This window comes from Arenibacter lacus (assembly GCF_008711145.1).
Lineage (GTDB): Bacteria > Bacteroidota > Bacteroidia > Flavobacteriales > Flavobacteriaceae > Arenibacter > Arenibacter amylolyticus.
Window position 1 is genome coordinate 1 of the sequence record NZ_VVIN01000063.1, and the last position, 18,667, is coordinate 18,667.

Below are 18,667 nucleotides of genomic sequence, written 5' to 3' on the forward strand. Positions count from 1 at the left end.
AATGCAAAATTTATCCTCAAATTCCTTGAAGAAAAAACTCTTGGTGAATAATGCGGGTTAAGGCACTGCTTGCAAAAGAACCCACTAGAAAAGCAAGGATATAGAGTAAATAAATCATTCCCTTCCAGGGTTCCCACCTATGTATTTCATCAATAAAAAAAGCAAAATGCCCCGTTACGTTGGTAGTGAGTTTGTGGATAGACAAAAAGCCCGTAACGTTTACAACTCCTGCAATAAAAGAAAGTAAGGTGGCAATTTTTAAATTGTGTTTGGCAGTTCTTTTTTTACCTTGATGTCTAAACATTTCTACTTAATTCTAATAAATTCCATAGGGTAGAGATAGATCGGAGTTGTTAATATATGAAATTTGTACACAGTCCCTGTTAGGACCATGTTTAATATTTTATAATCTTTTGGAGGGTAGTGGTTTTAGGGCACTACTTAGATATCGATTTCTCGATAATGGGCCATATATTCTTGGCTATTATACGCTGTCCCTCTGCGGTAGGGTGAATTCCATCTGCTTGGTTTAGTTCGGGAACACCCGCCACATCTTTCAACAAAAATGGAATTAGAGGCAAATTGTTTTCCTTAGCTAATTGGGGAAAAAGCTCTCTAAATTCCTTAGTGTATTCTGGTCCCATATTGGGAGGAATCTGCATCCCAGCTAAAATAATGACTGTTTCTGGATTTATATCCTTTACCGTATCTATTATAGCTTGCAAATTGGTACGGGTTTCCTGGAGGGGGATCCCTCTTAATCCGTCATTGGCACCCAGTTCCAAAACAAATACGTCTACTTTTTGCTTCAGTACCCAAGAAACCCTGTTCTTACCGCTGGCCGATGTTTCTCCGCTTAGACCAGCATTAATTACCTGGTATTTAAATCCCAATGAATCCAGTTTTTTCTGTATTAATTCGGGAAAGGCTTCGGTAGGATCTAACCCCATACCTGCGGTAAGACTGTTTCCATAGAATAAAATAGTTTTTTGGTCCGTGGTAGGGGAGGTGGCTGTATCCTCCTGCTTGGTAGTCACCTCGACATCCTCAGATTTTTTTGGTGATTTTTCCCCACAGGATATCAATAGGGATAAGGTAAATAAATAACAAAAGCTTAACAGACTACGCATGTGACATTGGATTTAATTCAAATCATTTTCTTATTTTGCCTTATTGCAATAAAAGGGAAAAGCAACTTTAGAAGAATAATGACAAAGATATTAAACGTACGCAAACTAGGGAAATCCTACACCAGTGGTTCTAAAGAGCTTCCGGTATTACAAGAGATTACTTTTGATATTGAAAAGGGCAGCACCTTTTCCATCGTAGGGCCTTCAGGCAGTGGTAAAACCACTTTACTGGGGCTTTGTGCCGGTCTGGATAGGGCCGATACAGGGAGTATTGAACTCTGTGGAACGGATTTGGGAGCATTGAGCGAAGATGAACGGGCCTTACTTAGGAGTAGGGAAGTGGGGTTTGTTTTTCAGGATTTCCAGTTGTTACCAACACTGACGGCTTTAGAAAATGTGGTGGTTCCCTTGGAGTTGCAGGGTGCTAAAAACGCCTCAAAAGTAGGGGTTGAGCTAATGGAAAAGGTAGGTCTAGGAAGTCGCTTACACCACTATCCCTCCCAGCTCTCTGGCGGGGAACAACAGCGGGTAGCGGTGGCACGTGCGTTTTCCAATAAACCTACTATTTTATTTGCCGATGAACCTACGGGGAACCTAGATGCTAAGACCGGTGATAAAATTATAAAATTGCTGTTCGATCTAAATGTGGATACCGGGACTACCTTGGTAATAGTTACGCACGACATGGAGTTGGCAGAAATGACGCAGCATCAAATGCGATTAAAAGGCGGAAAGATAGTTCAGGACCAAAATCCATCCATATCGTGAATAGGCAACCAAACAATTACTCCAAAGCAAACTTTCTGTGGATATTAAAAATGGCTTGGCGCGATGGGAAAGCCAGTGCCAGGAAGCTGGTGCTTTTTATGGCATCTATTGTTATTGGGATAGCCGCAGTTGTGTCTATCCAGTCTTTTGGAGATAACCTTAAGAAAAATATTGGCCAACAGTCCAAATCCCTCATGGGAGCCGACTTTAAAATAGATAGTAGGGGACTGCCCAATGAGCGGGTTGTGCAAATTATGGACTCCTTGGGAGGTGCCAATGCTAAGGAAGTTAACTTCCCCTCCATGGTTGCTTTTACGAATAATAGTAGCTCTAAACTGGTGCAAATTAGAGGAATTGAAGGTGGATTCCCATTTTACGGAGAAATAGATACAGAGCCTAAAGAGGCAGCCCTACACTATCAGGAACAAGGTGCGGCCTTGGTAGATGCTACTGTTATGCTTCAGCTGGGAGTATTTCCCGGGGATAGTATAAAAGTAGGGGAGGTGGTACTGCCAATTGCAGGGGCTATCCAATCCATTCCGGGGAGTTCCTCGGTATTTAGTTCCATTGCCCCGCCAGTAGTAATTCCGCATCGATTTATAGAAGAATCGGGATTGATACAACAGGGAAGCCGTTTAAAATACGAGTACTATTTTCTGGCCAATTCGGGGGAGAATCTGGAAGCCATGGAGAAAGCATTAAACCCCATGCTGCGAACCGAAGAGGCAGACTTGGATACCCATTTGTCTACCAGCAGAAATTTGGGGCGTCGGTACCAGAATTTTGGCGATTTTCTTAATCTAGTAGCTTTTATAGCGCTGTTGTTGGGTTGTATTGGAATAGCAAGCGCCATCCATGTCTATATTAAAGGAAAATTACCTAACGTAGCGGTGTTAAAGTGTTTGGGAGCCACAAAAAGACAGACCTTCTTGATCTATTTAACCCAAATTGCAGCGATAGGACTGTTGGGCGGAATTTTAGGGACTGCATTAGGCTTGCTATTGCAACAAGGGTTTCCAATTATTTTGGAGGGATTGTTACCTGTTGAGGTTCAGCTGTCTTGGGCGCCCCAAGCAATTTTCATGGGCTTGACTTTAGGGGTATTTATGTCCATTTTGTTTGCCCTATATCCCTTAATGGGAACCCTATATGTGTCTCCTTTGCAAGCCTTGCGGATTGGAAATAACAATGCGTCTGCCTCTACCTTGTCTGGTGTCCTGGTATCTGGAGGGGTGTTTGTTTTTATTTTTCTCTTCTCCCTGTGGCTATTAAGGGATTGGCGTTATGCTATGGGATTTGTTGCAGGGATATTAACCACCTTTGCGATACTCGCTGCAGTGGCCCATTTCTTAATGCGAGGAATAAAGTTCTATTTTCCTTCTACTTGGAGCTTTACGGCACGGCAAAGCTTATTAAATTTATTCCGACCCCAGAATCAGACTTTAATTCTAATATTATCTATCGGGGTAGGCACCTTTTTAATTAGTACGTTATATTTTACAAAGGATCTCTTGCTGGCACAGACCAGTGTGGAAAAGCAGGCAGATAGTCCCAATATAATCCTACTAGACGTTCAAAGCAATCAGCGCGAAGCTGTATCGGGAGCTATTCGAAACAAGGATCTTTCCGTATTGGTTGATATTCCCATTGTTACCATGAGGATTCAAAATCTAAAGGGAACCCCCGTGAACCAACTGCGGAAGGATACCACCACCCAAGTGAGAAGGTGGATATTGAACCATGAGTTTAGGGTGACCTATCGCGATAGTTTAACCGCTTCAGAAACTTTGGAGTCTGGGGTGTGGATTAAAGAAGTAGCCGGGGAGGAAGAGATCCCAATATCTGTCAGTGACAATTTTGCGAGGGATGCCGTAGTTGGTTTGGACGATAAAATAATATTTAATGTACAAGGGGTGGTGATGAAGACCAAGGTAGCAAGTATCAGAAGTGTAGATTGGAGTAGAATGCAGCCAAATTTCACCATTGTTTTTCCCAAAGGGGTTTTAGAGAGTGCGCCTCAATTTAGGGTGCTCACCACCAATGCTCCCACTCAGGCACAATCTGCTAACTTGCAACGAGATCTGGTGCGCAATTTTCCCAATATCTCAGTATTGGACCTAAGGCAAATACTGAATGTGGTAGAGGGCTTGTTAAATAAAATTTCCTGGATCATTAATTTTATGGCCCTGTTTAGTATACTTACAGGTATACTTGTTCTTATAGGTGCCATTAGGACTAGTAAGTATCAGCGGATTAGGGAAAGTGTACTGCTTAGGACCTTAGGTGCTAAAAGCAGTCAGATATTAAAGATAAACGCACTGGAGTATCTTTATTTGGGAGTTTTGGGCAGTCTATCAGGGATATTGCTTTCGTTACTTGGGAGTCAACTCTTAGCATGGTATATGTTTGATGCCCCCTTTGTGCCGTCTAAGGTGCCTTTTGTAGTTTTATTTCCTGCCATTGTATTATTGGTACTGCTTATTGGTCTTTTAAATAGCAGAAGCGTAATTTTGAGTCCGCCCTTAGATGTGCTAAGGAAGGAGGGGGGTGCTAGATAGCGTTTTAGATTGGCCGCTATCATGGGCGACCTTATTAGGACACCCCTCCGCTTGTGCAAACTCATTATTTTTTATAATCCATAGGTTTAACTTTTATTAGAAAATAAGTTAGTCGGCCTAGTTGGATTGTTATGGCTGTGGGACTTATATGGCCTTGATATTGGCTTTTAGTCCTTCTGCTATGCCTAGGATATTTTGTATAGTCTCCTTAAAATAAAATTGGATGATGACATGGGGAATCCTAATCGTGGTAAAGCCATTTTTAAAGGAGTGCATCGCCTCTTCCAAATCAGTAATAGCCTGTTGGTGGGAGATACGATGGTATTCCGTGTCTATTTCAATATTGAGCCGTACTCTGGAAATGGCTATATCAATGGATTTTTTACCGTCCCACCACTCTAGGGTAGGATCCATGCCGGCATCCTTTAGACCGTAATATAACCGTATGGCCTCTTTGGGGGTGCCTTTAAGTTTGGTTATTTTCTCCACTCTGGATTTGTGTTTTTTACACAATGCTAATCCAAAAAGGTCCATCGCATTTTTATAGTCACTATAAGTAAGTCTTTCTTTACATTCTAAACAGATCATTTGAGTAGGTTAAGAAAATTAGTTTGGGATTAATATAACCTCAATATTATGTGATTATTATGTAAGGAGGAAGTTAAAATGTCAAGTTTTAGATGAACTGCAGGTTTTCTGTTAATCAGTATGTGATTTGTGTAAACTTTATTTTAATTTTTATCAATCTTCCTATTTAAATAATATACATTTATATTTACTCACTAACTGAAATTTGAATGCCTGCCCGTACTGTTCAGGCGGGACTGCCCTGAGGGATTTGACTTGGAAAGTGATTATTAATTGCTCCGTTGCAAAGATTTCAGTATCCTAAGTAATATAATTCTGTTACCGTAGTGCCGGGCCTTAGCGTGTTTTTTTGGATGTTTTTAAATTTGGAAAACATGGGGGAAATAAAAGGTGCTCTCCAAGTAGAAGAATATTTTTGTTTACGGGCTCATACACCTATACCTATGGTTCCAAAACTTAAACCTTTTAATAATTTTTATACGCTAGGGCTTAGGGATCACTAGCTCTTTATGCAGTATTCACAAAACTCTTCTGGATATGTTTCGTAAAGTAGGTCCTGGAATGTTGGTTGCAGCTGCCTTTATAGGTCCAGGAACTGTTACGGCCTGTACCTTGGCGGGGGCTCAATTTGGATTCCTGCTTTTGTGGGCCATGATTTTATCTATTGTTGCTACGGTGGTCTTACAGGAAATGGCAGCTAGGTTAGGAGTGGTTACCCAAAGTGGACTAGCCACCGTTATTAAGGGACAATTGCAGGTTTCGTGGATTAGATATACCGTTTTAGGCTTAATTTTAGGGGCAATTGTCCTTGGTAATGCCGCTTATGAAGGGGGGAATATTGGTGGGGCCTCCTTAGGCCTGGAGGCTGTTTTTGGCTCAGGATTTTCTACTTTTTATCCGTTGGCAGTGGGCATAGTAGCCTTTGTGCTTTTATACTTGGGCAATTATAAATTCCTAGAACGGACTTTGGTGCTCTTGGTGGTTATTATGAGCTTGTCTTTTTTGTTGACTGCCATTATTACCAAGCCAGATGTGGTGCAACTTTTAAAGGGGATGTTCGTCCCCACCATTCCCAAGGGGAGTTTGCTCACAATTCTAGCTTTGGTAGGGACTACTGTGGTACCTTATAATTTGTTTTTGCACGCTTCTTTGGTGAGTGAAAAATGGAAATCTAAAACTGATCTAGCTGCGGCAAGGAGGGATACGGTGATTTCCGTTGTTTTAGGCGGATTGGTGTCTATGGCCATTATTATCACAGCATCGGGGATTCCGTTAAAAGAGATAGTCACTGCCATGGATATGGCCATAGGGCTAGAACCACTCTATGGAGAGGCAGCGAAGTATATAATGGGTGTTGGGCTCTTTGCAGCCGGACTCACTAGTGCCATAACGGCTCCGCTAGCGGCCGCCTACGTGGTTAAGAACTGTTTTGGATGGGAGGAAGGGATGAAAGACCTGCGATTTAAAATGGTGTGGATGGTGATTATTGCCATGGGAGTAATTTTTATGTCCTTTGGAATTAGGCCCATAGAAATAATTAAACTAGCACAATTGGCCAATGGCTTATTGTTGCCTATTATTGCCTTGTTCCTCTTATGGATGGTAAATTTGAAAGCCGTGATGCAAGGACATCACAATTCCAAATTTCAAAACATCCTTGGCATTGTAATTATAGGTATGGCCATCGTTTTAGGGGCTAGGAGTATTTTAACCGTATTAGGATATTTTTAATGACTGTTTACACCATTGACATTAACTGCGATTTGGGAGAGGGAGCCAATAATGAGGCGCAGATAATGCCTTATATTTCATCTTGTAATATTGCCTGTGGCGGGCACGCCGGAGACGTTCAGACTATGAAAATGGTAGCTGACTTGGCCAAAGAGCATAAGGTATTGGTGGGGGCGCATCCATCCTATCCAGATAAGGAAAACTTTGGACGTGTTTCCATAGAGCTTCCAGAGCAAGAACTAATTAATAGTATTAAGTCTCAAATTTCTACCTTAGCAAGGGTGCTAGCGGAGCTTCAAATTCCGTTGGACCATATAAAGCCCCATGGCGCTTTGTATAATGACGCTGCCATAGAAGAAAGGGTGGCCAATATTTTTTTGTTAGCCATTGAAGAATATAAGGAGGAAGTAGTGCTGTACGCGCCGTACCGGTCAGTAATGGGAGAATTGGCCCTAGTTAAAGGCTTTAAGGTGAAATACGAAGGATTTATGGATAGAAACTATAATCCGGACGGGTCCCTGGTAGGTAGAAAACATCCCAATGCTATGATTGATGATCCTAAGGCCGTTTTACAGCATTTGAGTTATATGGTTAAGGAAAAAGCCGTAAAAACCATCGATGGGTCCTCCATAAAATTAATGGCAGATACCTATTGTATTCATGGGGATGAAGCAGCAACATTGCAAATATTAGCGTATCTTTCCCAAGAGTTACCAAAGCATAAAATCTTTACTAAACATTGAAGAATTATAAGATATCAATCCGGCAGTTTGGACGCCACGCCCTTTTGGTAGAGTGGCCTAAAAAAGTGGAGGAGGATATATTGCTGGATATTCTAAAGTTTGTCCGTTACCTAAAAGAGAATCATTTGCGGGAACCGGAGTGGGAGTTTATACCTGCCTATAATTCGCTTACCTTGGTTTCTAGGAAGCAGAATCTAGATTACGCTGAGTTGAAAGCGCAAATATTGAAATGGTATCAAAGCAAAACTGTGGTACCCTTAAAAGGTAGAAGTTTATGGAGGCTTCCCGTTTGCTACGAGGAGGAATTTGGAATAGACCTAAAGGATATTGCTCGTCAGTTACAGCTTTCTGTAGAGGAAATAATTAAGCTGCACACCTCTTCTGTATACACCGTCTATGGTATAGGGTTTTTGCCTGGATTTATGTATTTAGGAGGACTCCCGGCGGCTTTAGAGGTGCCCAGAAAAGCAACACCACGGCCCAAGGTTTCTAGGGGAGCAGTTGCACTTGCCGGAAAACAGACCGGAATCTATCCGCAAGAGTCCCCCGGGGGGTGGAATATAATTGGTAGTTGTGGAGTGCCCATGTTCAATTCCAGTAAGGACGATCCCTGCTTTGTTAAGGTGGGCGATAAAATACAGTTTTATCCCATCTCAAAGGGGGAGTATCAACTACAGCTCATTGAAAATGAAGTGGGAATTTATAAAATTGAAAAATTAGAGTTGGATGCTTAAAATTATAAAACCTGGTTTTTTCTCCACAGTTCAGGATAATGGAAGATTTGGCTTTAGGGATAAAGGAGTACCGGTTTCTGGAGTGATGGATGCCAATGCAGTATCTAAAGTAAACGCCCTCCTAGAAAACGAGGAGACAGCGGCCGTATTGGAAATAACCATGACCGGACCTACCCTGGAGTTTTCCGAAGAAACTTATATTGCCCTCGGTGGAGCCCTTATGTCGGCCTCAATAAACGATTCGCCTGTCTCCAACTATACGGTTATAAAAATTGAAAAAGGGGATGTGCTATCCTATGGTAAGCTAGAAGGCGGATTTAGAGCCTATTTAGGGATCAAGAATGGTTTTAAAACCCCCGCTGTTTTAGGGAGTAGGTCTTTTTACTTCCCAATAACGGAATTCAGTTCCATAAAAGATATGGTGGAATTGCCTTATGACCCTATAACCGATTTTTCACCTAAGATTTCCGAAATGAAAGTCGATTCTGGACTTGCAAAAGAGAGTCTAAAAGTATTTCACGGGCCGGAGTTTGGGGAATTGACAGATGGGCAGCTGAAAGAACTGTTTGCTCGGGAATTTACTGTTGCTAACCAAAACAACAGGATGGCGTATCAGTTAAATGAGACCATAACAGGTAGTGACTTGTCCATGCTTACTTCTGCCACCTTGCCTGGTACCGTTCAGTTAACCCCATCAGGGAAATTAATTATCCTGATGATGGACGGGCAGACCACAGGGGGATACCCTAGAATATTACAGCTATCAGATAAAGCCATCGGTCTATTGGCCCAGAAAAAATCGGGAGATACTATCCGATTTAAACTATAGTATTAATTTTAAAGATTTTTTTGTGGTTTTAAATTTAATACCTAATTTTACCATTATGAAAATAAACAACAGCATCATTAATGTGATCATTATTATCCCTTAGAGGGGATGATGCGGATTTGTTTTTATTTTTTTTAAAAAAAAGCCTGTATCAGATAAAAAAGATACAGGCTTTTTAATTGCACCTTATCGAAGGTAAAAATAACCCCTAAGTGTACCTTGGGAATATTGAAAAAAAGAAGAATAAAATCCTACTGAATATGATAGGAATTGTAACGTTAAGTAACTGATTATTAGTCTATTAAGTGGTTATTGGTGTTGCTGAATTTAAATCATTCCCATTGGTTGGGAATTTAGGGGATTTTATTAATTTATCTTTGGAAGTCGTATTGTATTAAGTACTGTATAAAAATTGATAGAAATAGTTCAATGGAATTAAATAAATTTAGTAAAAAAGTAACTCAGGATCCCAGTTTGCCCGCAGCTCAAGCTATGTTGCACGCAATTGGTTTAACGGACGAAGATTTAAAAAAACCATTAATTGGTATAGGAAGTACTGGTTATGAGGGCAATCCCTGTAATATGCATTTAAATGATTTGGCTACGCATATTAAGAAGGGGACTGAAAATGCTGGATTGATCGGGTTGATTTTTAATACAATAGGAGTTAGTGATGGTATTGCCAACGGAACTCCGGGGATGCGATTCTCCTTGCCCTCTAGGGATATTATTGCAGACTCCATGGAAACCGTGGTAGAAGGGATGAGTTACGATGGATTAATTACTGTTGTAGGTTGTGATAAAAATATGCCAGGTGCCTTAATGGCAATGCTACGTTTAAATAGGCCGTCTATTTTGGTCTATGGGGGTACCATTGCATCTGGATGCCATAACGGGAAAAAATTAGATATTATTTCTGCATTCGAGGCGTATGGTCAAAAGGTTGCAGGAACCATAGATGAGTCAGAATTCCAAGAGGTTATCCATAAGGCTTGTCCAGGTGCAGGTGCTTGCGGAGGTATGTACACCGCTAACACCATGGCGTCTGCGATTGAAGCCTTGGGGATGTCGCTTCCTTTTAACTCCTCCAATCCGGCTGTAAGCTCGGATAAATTAAAAGAGCAAGAGTCTGTAAGGGCAGGGGAAGCATTGCGATTGTTATTGGAAAGAGATATAAAACCTTCCGATATCGTAACCAAAAAATCTTTGGAAAATGCCTTTAGATTGGTTACTGTCCTTGGGGGATCTACCAATGCAGTACTTCACTTCTTGGCCATTGCGAAAGCAGCCAATATCGAATTTGATTTAGAAGACTTTAAACGAATTAGTGATAATACACCTTTGTTGGCAGATTTAAAGCCAAGTGGTAAATATTCTATGGAAGAATTACACAAGGTGGGTGGAATTCCTGGGGTATTAAAATACTTGTTAGAAAACGATATGCTTCACGGCGACTGTTTAACAGTTACTGGGAAAACCTTGGCAGAAAACTTAAAAGACGTACCAAACTTAATTGAAGGTCAGGATGTTATAAGTACCTTGGACAAGCCCATTAAGGAGACAGGACATATTAGAATTCTCTTTGGAAACTTGGCCACCGAAGGGGCTGTTGCTAAAATTACTGGTAAAGAAGGACTTTATTTTAAAGGGACTGCCAATGTTTTTGACGGGGAAGATGCTGTAAATGAGGGAATTAAAAACGGTGAGGTTAAAAAAGGCGATGTGGTTATCATTCGTTATGAAGGACCTAAAGGTGGACCCGGAATGCCGGAGATGCTTAAACCAACCTCCTCTATTATGGGAGCAGGCCTGGGGAAAGATGTTGCTTTAATTACAGATGGTCGTTTCTCTGGTGGGTCACACGGTTTTGTTGTGGGTCACGTAGCACCGGAAGCTCAGGATGGAGGTAATATTGCCTTAGTGGAAGATGGGGATATCATTACCATTGATGCCGTGAAAAACACTATAAATATTGAGATTTCGGAAGAAGAATTAGAGAAAAGAAGAGCAAACTGGACAGCACCAGAACTAAAGTTTAAACGTGGTGTCCTCTATAAATATGCAAAAACAGTATCGTCTGCATCCAAAGGGTGTATTACAGATGAATTTTAACTGTAAACAACTATTTTCCGTACAAGGAAATTTAAAGGTAGAAATACCAATATGTTAACCGATTAGGTTTGTGATTATGGAAACATTGAAAAAGGAGAAGGCAAAATCAGAAAAAAAGGAGACCCTTAGGATTAGTGGTGCCGAAGCTATTATCCATTGCCTATTGGCTGAAGGGATAGAATTAATATATGGTTACCCTGGTGGGGCAATTATGCCGCTATATGACGAACTGTATAAATTTCAGGATAAATTAACCCATGTTCTTACACGTCATGAACAAGGTGCTACCCATGCGGCGCAAGGGTACGCAAGAGTCACTGGTAAGGTAGGAGTGGCCGTAGCTACTTCTGGACCAGGAGCAACCAACTTGGTAACAGGGTTGGCAGATGCTCAGATAGATTCTACCCCTATGGTGTGTATAACAGGACAAGTACCCCGGGAATTATTGGGGTCCGATGCTTTTCAAGAGACGGATATTATTGGTATTTCAACCCCAGTTACTAAATGGAACTGTCAGGTTACCGAGGCTGCCGATATTCCTAAAGTATTGGCAAAGGCTTTCTATTTGGCTAGGTCTGGGAGACCAGGACCGGTATTGGTAGACATCACTAAGAATGCTCAGTTTGAGGAGTTCGATTTTAGTTATGAGCCATGTAAGGGAGTACGTAGTTATAACCCGTACCCAACCCCAGATCTTAAATCGATCGAAATTGCTGCCGAATTGATCAACGCGGCTAAAAAGCCCCTGATTGTATTTGGACAAGGAGTAATTTTGGGAGAGGCAGAGGAGCAATTAAAAGCCTTGGTAGAAAAAGCGGGAATCCCTGCAGCTTGGACCGTTTTGGGGCTTTCTGCAATGGATACCGAACACCCCTTAAACGTGGGGATGGTTGGGATGCATGGTAACTATGGACCTAACTTGCTAACCAATGAGTGCGATGTGTTAATCGCTATCGGGATGCGATTTGATGACCGGGTTACGGGTAGATTGGATACCTACGCCAAACAAGCGAAAATTATCCATTTTGACATTGATCCCGCAGAGATAAACAAAAATGTGAAGGCCGATGTGGCCGTATTGGGAGACGCCAAGGTAACCTTGGAGCTCTTGCTGCCACTTGTAAATAATAATGAACATAAAGCTTGGCATAACGTCTTTAAAGAAAAGTATAAAATAGAGTTCGAAGAGGTTATTAAAAACGATGTGTATCCTACTAAGGAAAAACTGACCATGGCCGAGGTTTTGGAGGAGATTAATATTGCTTCAGATCACAAGGCTATCATCGTTTCGGATGTAGGGCAGCATCAAATGATCGCTTGCCGATATGCCAAATTTAAGCAGACCAAAAGTAACGTAACTTCTGGAGGTCTGGGAACCATGGGCTTTGCACTACCAGCAGCCATAGGGGCCAAAATGGGCGCAATGGATCGCGAAGTAGTGGCTATTATCGGTGATGGTGGTTACCAAATGACTATTCAGGAGTTGGGGACCATTTTTCAAAACAAGACCCCAGTTAAAATTGTGGTGCTTAATAATGAACACCTTGGTATGGTACGTCAGTGGCAAGAATTGTTTTTCGAAAGCAGATATGCCTCTACCGTAATGGTGAATCCAGATTTCATTAAGATTGCCGAAGGCTACGGGATTCAAGCAAAACAAGTAAGTGAGCGAAAAGACCTTAAGGCCACGGTAGCGGAAATGATGGCATCTAAAGACGCTTATTTCCTGGAGGTGCGTGTAGAGAAAGAAGACAATGTCTTCCCTATGATTCCGTCAGGAGCTTCGGTTTCGGACATTAGATTAAAATAAGCATAGGTACGCACCAATAGTTGGGCATTTTAACCAATCATGGGGACTTTTACCTTATAGTCTATAGACGTCTACATCGGATCATAAAAGCTGGGTATCCCCATGCTACTGAGGTAAGTTTTATAAGATTTTACTAGTAAAGCCCTAAGGGTTGTCCAAAAGATGGTGTGCCGTAGTTAAGAGATAAAAAATAAATAATAATTAAAACTGCCCTGAATGTTGCCATAGATAGCAACGGGGCAAGAGTTTAGGAGATGGAAAAAAAGTGGATAACGATCTCAGTATACTCCGAAAATAGCGTAGGATTACTGAATAGAATATCTGGTATATTCTTAAAGCGACATATAAACATAGAGAGTTTAAATGTTTCAAAATCAGAAATAGAAAATGTATCCAAGTTCACTATAGTGGTATATACCACAGAAGATTGGGTACGTAATATTGTTGGACAGGTAGAGAAACAGATCGAGGTGATCAAAGCTTTTTATCATACGGATGAAGAGATCATCTATCAGGAATCCGCTTTATTTAAGGTGAAGTCGAGTTTATTATTCGATGAGCGTCAGATCCAAAATATAATTAAGGAAAGCAATTCCCAGATCGTTACCGTATCTAGAGATTTTTTTGTGTTGGCAAAAAGCGGTAGAAGGAACGAAATAGAGGAAATGTACCAGCAATTAAAACCTTATGGGATCATGCAATTTGTTCGCTCTGGAAGAATTGCAGTTTCCAAAGCCGAGATGCAGATTTCGGCATTAATAAATGAGTTTAATCAATAAATAGGAACCCTGGCAGCTGTCAGGATAATAAATCGAGTTAAGAAAATGACAAATTATTTTAATACGCTATCATTAAGGGAGCAATTAATTCAATTGGGACAATGTAGGTTTATGGAATCTACAGAATTTTCTGATGGAGTATCGGCCTTAAAAGGTAAAAAAATTGTAATCGTAGGATGTGGAGCCCAAGGGTTAAACCAAGGATTGAATATGCGCGATTCCGGATTGGATATTTCTTATACGCTTAGGGAGGCGGCTATTAAAGAAAAAAGACAGTCTTATGTTAACGCTACTGAGAACGGTTTTAACGTAGGGACCTACGAAGAATTGATCCCAACGGCAGATCTAGTCATTAATTTAACACCAGACAAGCAGCATACGGCAGTAGTTTCCGCGATTATGCCACTAATGAAAAAAGGAGCTACCTTATCCTACTCTCACGGATTTAATATTGTGGAAGAGGGCATGGAAGTTAGAAAGGATATTACCGTAATAATGGTAGCCCCAAAATGTCCTGGATCCGAGGTTAGGGAAGAGTTTAAAAGAGGCTTTGGAGTACCTACTCTAATTGCTGTACACCCAGATAATGATCCCGAAGGAAAGGGATTGGCACAAGCTAAAGCCTATGCGGTTGCTACAGGCGGACATAAGGCAGGTGTATTAGAGTCTTCTTTCGTTGCCGAAGTAAAATCGGACCTTATGGGAGAGCAGACTATCCTTTGTGGATTGTTGCAAACCGGTTCCATTCTTTGTTTTGATAAGATGGTGGAGAAAGGGGTTGAGCCAGGCTACGCTTCTAAATTGATACAGTACGGATGGGAAACCATTACCGAAGGATTAAAGTATGGTGGAATTACCCATATGATGGATCGTTTGTCCAATCCTGCCAAAATAAAGGCTTTTGAGCTTTCTGAAGAGCTAAAAGACATTATGCGTCCGCTTTTCCACAAGCATATGGACGATATTATGAGCGGACATTTCTCCAAAACAATGATGGAAGACTGGGCCAATGATGATAAAGATCTATTGACTTGGAGAGCAGCTACCGGAGAAACAGCTTTTGAGAAAACTCCAGCTGGATCCGACGAAATTTCAGAGCAAGAGTATTATGACCATGGGGTATTAATGGTAGCCATGGTACGTGCCGGTGTAGAATTGGCCTTCGAAGCCATGACAGAGTCTGGAATAATTGCAGAATCTGCTTATTACGAGTCCTTGCATGAAACTCCTTTGATCGCCAACACCATTGCCAGAAAGAAATTATTTGAAATGAACAGAGTAATATCCGATACGGCAGAGTACGGTTGTTATTTATTCGATCATGCTTGTAAGCCGTTGTTGGCCGACTTTATGACGAAGATTGACACGGATGTTATTGGTAAGAAATTTGGAGATGAAAAACATCTAGGTGTAGACAATGCTAAGCTTATCGCTGTGAACAAGGCGCTACGTGAGCACCCAGTTGAGATTGTAGGGGCGCGTTTACGTGCTTCTATGACCGCAATGAAACCTATTGTATAACTTATAGTAAACAATGGTAAGACCTGTCGGGTTTTTAAACTGGACAGGTCTTCTTTTTTTTAAAATTAAATGAGTTCGTATTTACCCAAAATTGAAGATGTCCAAAAGGCGGCAATTACGATTCGTCAAGTAGCGGACATAACTCCGTTAATTCAGAGTATTCGTTACTCTAGGGCTCTTGGTGCCAATATATTATTAAAACGGGAAGACCTACACCGTGTCCGAAGTTATAAAATAAGAGGGGCATTCAATAAGATTTCTTCTTTGGACCCCCAACAACTGGTAAATGGGGTGGTGTGTGCTAGCGCGGGAAACCACGCACAAGGGGTAGCATTTGCCTGTAACCATTTGGGCATTAATGGAACTATTTATATGCCCTCCGTAACGCCCAAGCAAAAAGTGGAGCAAACAAAGCTATTTGGTGGCGAATGGGTATGCGTAGTCCTAGAAGGAGATACTTTTGACGATTCTTCCCAGGCAGCCAAGGAATTTTGCACCCAAAATAACAAAACCTTTATCCATCCTTTTGATGATCCTAAGACCATAGAGGGACAAGCAACGGTGGGATTGGAAATCTTGGAGCAATCTAAGGCACCCATAGATTATCTGTTTGTAGCCGTAGGTGGTGGTGGATTGGCCTCTGGGCTGTGTGCGGTTTTTAACGCCCTTTCTCCACAGACGAAGATTATTGGGGTAGAGCCAGAAGGCGCGCCTTCCATGAAAACCTCCATAGAGCGTGGAGAAAATACCGAATTGGGGAAAATAGATAAGTTTATTGATGGGGCTGCAGTAAAGCGGGTAGGGGACCTTACCTTTGCTATCTGTAAGGAGTATCTGCACGATATGGTTACCGTTCCAGAAGGAAAGGTATGCCAAACCATTCTAGACCTTTACAATAGGGATGCTATTGTGGTGGAACCTGCGGGAGCACTTACCCTAGCGGTTCTAGATACCTATAAGGAAGAAATTAAAGGTAAAAATGTTGTCTGTATAGTTAGTGGTAGTAACAATGATATTACCAGAACCGCAGAAATTAAAGAACGAGCCCTGCTTTATGGGAAGTTGAAACACTACTTTATAGTACGTTTCCCTCAGCGTCCAGGCGCGTTAAAACAGTTTGTTGCCGAAATTTTAGGTCCAACCGATGACATTACCCATTTTGAATACTCAAAAAAATCGAGTCGTGAAAACGCCCCGGCCGTAGTGGGCATAGAACTAAGCAGACCAGAAGATTTGGCCCCCCTGATAAAGCGAATGAAAGAGAATAACTTTTTCGGGGAATATATAAACGATAAGCCAGATCTTTTTGAATATCTGATCTAAGATTTATAAGTAAGCATTTCTTTTATACAATACCCCTGCTTCCTGGATAAGGGGGCAGGTTTTATAGTAGACTTACTAAAAAGTGACGGCAAGCTAAGCACCTTACTGCCTTTCTTATTAGAAGTCTTATTTGCCTTGGTGGTTTAAAACAGCCATTGGTGAAATTCTACAATTCAATTTTATGAACCAAGGGTGGTTCTTGGCCAATCGGCGTCTCATTATAGTAACAATTTGGCGCATTTTTATTATTTTTCAATAAGCGAAACCGTTTTCGGTCTTATCTGGCCAAGCAAGCGGGATTTTTTATTATTTTTTGAAAACCACATTTACTAATTTAGTACAATCAAAGTAGTTTTTAAGCTACCATAACAATATTTAAAAGTAAACGTATGAGTAAAACAATCATACCTGAGGAATTCCAGATTACCTCTGAAATTCACCAAAAGGAGTATTTGATTAATGGGGAATTAAAGAAATGGAATGGTCAGACTACCGAGGTGTACTCTACCATTTCCGCTACGGAAACCTATGCGCCCACCTTATTGGGATCTATCCCGGATATGGGGGAGAAAGAGGCTATGGAAGCATTGGATGCTGCCTATAAAGCCTATAACAAAGGCCAAGGAATTTGGCCAACTATGCATGTTCGTGAAAGGTTAGAATGTATGGAGGCCTTTGTGGAAAAAATGAAGACCAAACGCGATGAAGTTGTAAAACTATTGATGTGGGAAATTGGTAAGTCTTTGGCAGATTCCCAAAAAGAGTTCGATCGTACCGTGGAATACATTGAGGATACCATGGAAGATTTAAAGAATATGGACCGTGCTGCCGCCAAATTTGAGAAGCACGATGGGGTGTACGCCCATATTAGAAGAGGGCCGCTAGGAGTAGTTCTCTGCTTAGGACCTTATAACTATCCATTAAATGAAACCTTTGCCTTGCTGATCCCGGCAATTATAATGGGGAACACCACTATTTTTAAGCCAGCAAAGCATGGGGTATTGCTTATTACACCTCTTCTAGAGGCTTTTCAGAGTAGTTTCCCAAAAGGTGTGGTCAATATTGTCTTTGGACGGGGGAGGGCTGTAGCCGGACCTATTATGCAAACAGGAAAAGTTGAAGTCCTTGCCCTAATTGGAAACAGTAAATCTGCAAATGCACTTCAAAATCAGCATCCAAAGAGCAATAGACTGCGATTAGTACTTGGGTTGGAAGCCAAAAATCCGGCTATAATCCTTCCAGATGCTGATTTAGACCTTACCATTGATGAGTGTATTGCAGGAACCCTTTCTTTTAATGGGCAGCGTTGTACCGCGCTAAAAGTAATCTATGTGCACGAGGATATCGCCAGCGAATTTAACAAGCGATTTGCCGAAAGAGTAGATGCCCTTAAATTTGGAAATCCATGGGAAGAGGGTGTAAAACTCACTCCCCTGCCAGAACCGGGGAAGCCAGCCTATATTCAGGAATTGATTGATGATGCTGTGGAGAAGGGGGCTAGCGTCCTTAATGAAAAAGGCGGGCAACACATGGACAATTACATTTGGCCGGCAGTGTTATTCCCTGTAGATAAGAGCATGAGGGTATACCAGGAAGAGCAGTTTGGTCCTGTGATCCCTGTTCTTACTTTTAAAGATATAGAGGAGCCACTAGACGATATGGCCGAGTCTAACTACGGACAACAAGTAAGTTTATTTGGGAAGGATATTTATGCCATTGCGCCCTTAATTGATACCTTGGTGAACTTAGTGTGCCGTGTGAATCTTAATAGCTCTTGCCAGCGTGGACCCGATGTATACCCCTTTACGGGAAGAAAGGATTCTGCACAAGCTACCTTGAGTGTTTACGATGCTTTGCGATCGTTCTCGGTAAGGACCTTTGTAGCATTTAAAGACAATGAGCTTAACACTGCTACCGTTGAACAACTATTGGAGGCTAAATTATCGAATTTTATAAGCACCGATTACATTTTATAGCCTAATACCACTTTAGCTAAGTTAAGAGAGACCTGTTGGATGATCATCCAACAGGTCTCTTAGTT

At 41.4% G+C, this 18,667-nt stretch carries 14 protein-coding genes and 1 pseudogene; 12 read left to right on the forward strand and 3 right to left on the reverse strand.

Features of this window, described 5'->3' with window-relative positions; translation table 11 throughout:
• Positions 1-58: 58 nt before the first annotated feature.
• Together F1E73_RS14385 and F1E73_RS14390 are read right to left on the reverse strand one after the other, a co-directional pair.
• Positions 59-304, reverse strand: a pseudogene (locus tag F1E73_RS14385) (DUF1275 family protein); the annotation flags it as partial.
• A gap of 133 nt (positions 305-437) precedes the next feature.
• Positions 438-1,130, reverse strand: coding sequence for an arylesterase (locus tag F1E73_RS14390; RefSeq protein WP_086476538.1), 693 nt, complete (start codon positions 1,128-1,130; stop codon positions 438-440).
• 78 nt (positions 1,131-1,208) lie between these two features.
• Here F1E73_RS14390 and F1E73_RS14395 point away from each other — a divergent pair, with 78 nt between their 5' ends.
• Both F1E73_RS14395 and F1E73_RS14400 read left to right on the forward strand, forming a co-directional pair.
• On the forward strand, positions 1,209-1,898 hold the full coding sequence (locus F1E73_RS14395; RefSeq protein ID WP_086476537.1) for an ABC transporter ATP-binding protein: 690 nt from the start codon (positions 1,209-1,211) through the stop codon (positions 1,896-1,898).
• 50 nt (positions 1,899-1,948) lie between these two features.
• On the forward strand, positions 1,949-4,456 hold the full coding sequence (locus F1E73_RS14400; RefSeq protein ID WP_150452301.1) for an ABC transporter permease: 2,508 nt from the start codon (positions 1,949-1,951) through the stop codon (positions 4,454-4,456).
• 144 nt (positions 4,457-4,600) lie between these two features.
• On the opposite strand, the gene F1E73_RS14405 is transcribed toward F1E73_RS14400, so the two are convergent.
• Positions 4,601-5,044 (reverse strand): hypothetical protein, encoded by a 444-nt coding sequence (locus F1E73_RS14405; protein ID WP_150452298.1) that lies wholly within the window; start codon positions 5,042-5,044, stop codon positions 4,601-4,603.
• Between the two features lie 537 nt (positions 5,045-5,581).
• Between F1E73_RS14405 and F1E73_RS14410 the strand changes: the two genes are divergently transcribed.
• The 10 genes from F1E73_RS14410 to F1E73_RS14455 all read left to right on the forward strand — a co-directional run bounded on the left by F1E73_RS14410 (position 5,582) and on the right by F1E73_RS14455 (position 18,602).
• Positions 5,582-6,775, forward strand: a complete 1,194-nt coding sequence (locus F1E73_RS14410; RefSeq protein ID WP_086476534.1) for an Nramp family divalent metal transporter — start codon at positions 5,582-5,584, stop codon at positions 6,773-6,775.
• Positions 6,775-7,518, forward strand: a complete 744-nt coding sequence (pxpA, locus tag F1E73_RS14415; protein WP_086476533.1) for a 5-oxoprolinase subunit PxpA — start codon at positions 6,775-6,777, stop codon at positions 7,516-7,518. The genes F1E73_RS14410 and pxpA overlap by 1 nt, the downstream gene beginning before the upstream one ends.
• Positions 7,515-8,252 carry a 5-oxoprolinase subunit PxpB gene (gene pxpB / locus F1E73_RS14420; protein ID WP_086476532.1) on the forward strand — a complete coding sequence of 246 codons (738 nt, stop codon included), beginning with the start codon at positions 7,515-7,517 and terminating at the stop codon, positions 8,250-8,252. The genes pxpA and pxpB overlap by 4 nt, the downstream gene beginning before the upstream one ends.
• Complete coding sequence (locus F1E73_RS14425) at positions 8,245-9,081, forward strand: 5-oxoprolinase subunit C family protein (protein WP_150452299.1); 837 nt, start codon at positions 8,245-8,247, stop codon at positions 9,079-9,081. Before pxpB ends, F1E73_RS14425 begins: the two co-directional genes overlap by 8 nt.
• 429 nt (positions 9,082-9,510) lie before the next feature.
• Positions 9,511-11,193, forward strand: coding sequence for a dihydroxy-acid dehydratase (gene ilvD / locus F1E73_RS14430; protein WP_086476530.1), 1,683 nt, complete (start codon positions 9,511-9,513; stop codon positions 11,191-11,193).
• A gap of 76 nt (positions 11,194-11,269) precedes the next feature.
• A complete protein-coding gene (gene ilvB / locus F1E73_RS14435; protein WP_176328462.1) occupies positions 11,270-13,003 on the forward strand; it encodes a biosynthetic-type acetolactate synthase large subunit in 1,734 nt (577 codons plus the stop codon).
• Between the two features lie 254 nt (positions 13,004-13,257).
• A complete protein-coding gene (ilvN, locus tag F1E73_RS14440; protein ID WP_086476528.1) occupies positions 13,258-13,782 on the forward strand; it encodes an acetolactate synthase small subunit in 525 nt (174 codons plus the stop codon).
• A gap of 45 nt (positions 13,783-13,827) precedes the next feature.
• Positions 13,828-15,303 carry a ketol-acid reductoisomerase gene (ilvC, locus tag F1E73_RS14445; RefSeq protein WP_086476527.1) on the forward strand — a complete coding sequence of 492 codons (1,476 nt, stop codon included), beginning with the start codon at positions 13,828-13,830 and terminating at the stop codon, positions 15,301-15,303.
• A gap of 69 nt (positions 15,304-15,372) precedes the next feature.
• The gene (gene ilvA, locus F1E73_RS14450) at positions 15,373-16,626 is read left to right on the forward strand and encodes a threonine ammonia-lyase IlvA (protein WP_150452300.1); all 1,254 of its coding nucleotides are present in this window, start codon (positions 15,373-15,375) and stop codon (positions 16,624-16,626) included.
• A 389-nt stretch (positions 16,627-17,015) separates the two neighbouring features.
• Positions 17,016-18,602 (forward strand): NADP-dependent glyceraldehyde-3-phosphate dehydrogenase, encoded by a 1,587-nt coding sequence (locus tag F1E73_RS14455; RefSeq protein ID WP_086476525.1) that lies wholly within the window; start codon positions 17,016-17,018, stop codon positions 18,600-18,602.
• Positions 18,603-18,667 lie beyond the last annotated feature (65 nt).

Coding starts and splice junctions, on each gene's coding strand:
- F1E73_RS14400 (WP_150452301.1), top strand. CDS start 1,949: ATGGCTTGGCGCGATGGGAAAGCCAGTGCCAGGAAGCTGGTGCTTTTT.
- F1E73_RS14405 (WP_150452298.1), bottom strand. CDS start 5,044: ATGATCTGTTTAGAATGTAAAGAAAGACTTACTTATAGTGACTATAAA.
- F1E73_RS14410 (WP_086476534.1), top strand. CDS start 5,582: ATGTTTCGTAAAGTAGGTCCTGGAATGTTGGTTGCAGCTGCCTTTATA.
- F1E73_RS14395 (WP_086476537.1), top strand. CDS start 1,209: ATGACAAAGATATTAAACGTACGCAAACTAGGGAAATCCTACACCAGT.
- ilvB (WP_176328462.1), top strand. CDS start 11,270: ATGGAAACATTGAAAAAGGAGAAGGCAAAATCAGAAAAAAAGGAGACC.
- ilvN (WP_086476528.1), top strand. CDS start 13,258: ATGGAAAAAAAGTGGATAACGATCTCAGTATACTCCGAAAATAGCGTA.
- ilvA (WP_150452300.1), top strand. CDS start 15,373: ATGAGTTCGTATTTACCCAAAATTGAAGATGTCCAAAAGGCGGCAATT.
- ilvC (WP_086476527.1), top strand. CDS start 13,828: ATGACAAATTATTTTAATACGCTATCATTAAGGGAGCAATTAATTCAA.
- F1E73_RS14425 (WP_150452299.1), top strand. CDS start 8,245: ATGCTTAAAATTATAAAACCTGGTTTTTTCTCCACAGTTCAGGATAAT.
- pxpA (WP_086476533.1), top strand. CDS start 6,775: ATGACTGTTTACACCATTGACATTAACTGCGATTTGGGAGAGGGAGCC.
- ilvD (WP_086476530.1), top strand. CDS start 9,511: ATGGAATTAAATAAATTTAGTAAAAAAGTAACTCAGGATCCCAGTTTG.
- F1E73_RS14455 (WP_086476525.1), top strand. CDS start 17,016: ATGAGTAAAACAATCATACCTGAGGAATTCCAGATTACCTCTGAAATT.
- F1E73_RS14390 (WP_086476538.1), bottom strand. CDS start 1,130: ATGCGTAGTCTGTTAAGCTTTTGTTATTTATTTACCTTATCCCTATTG.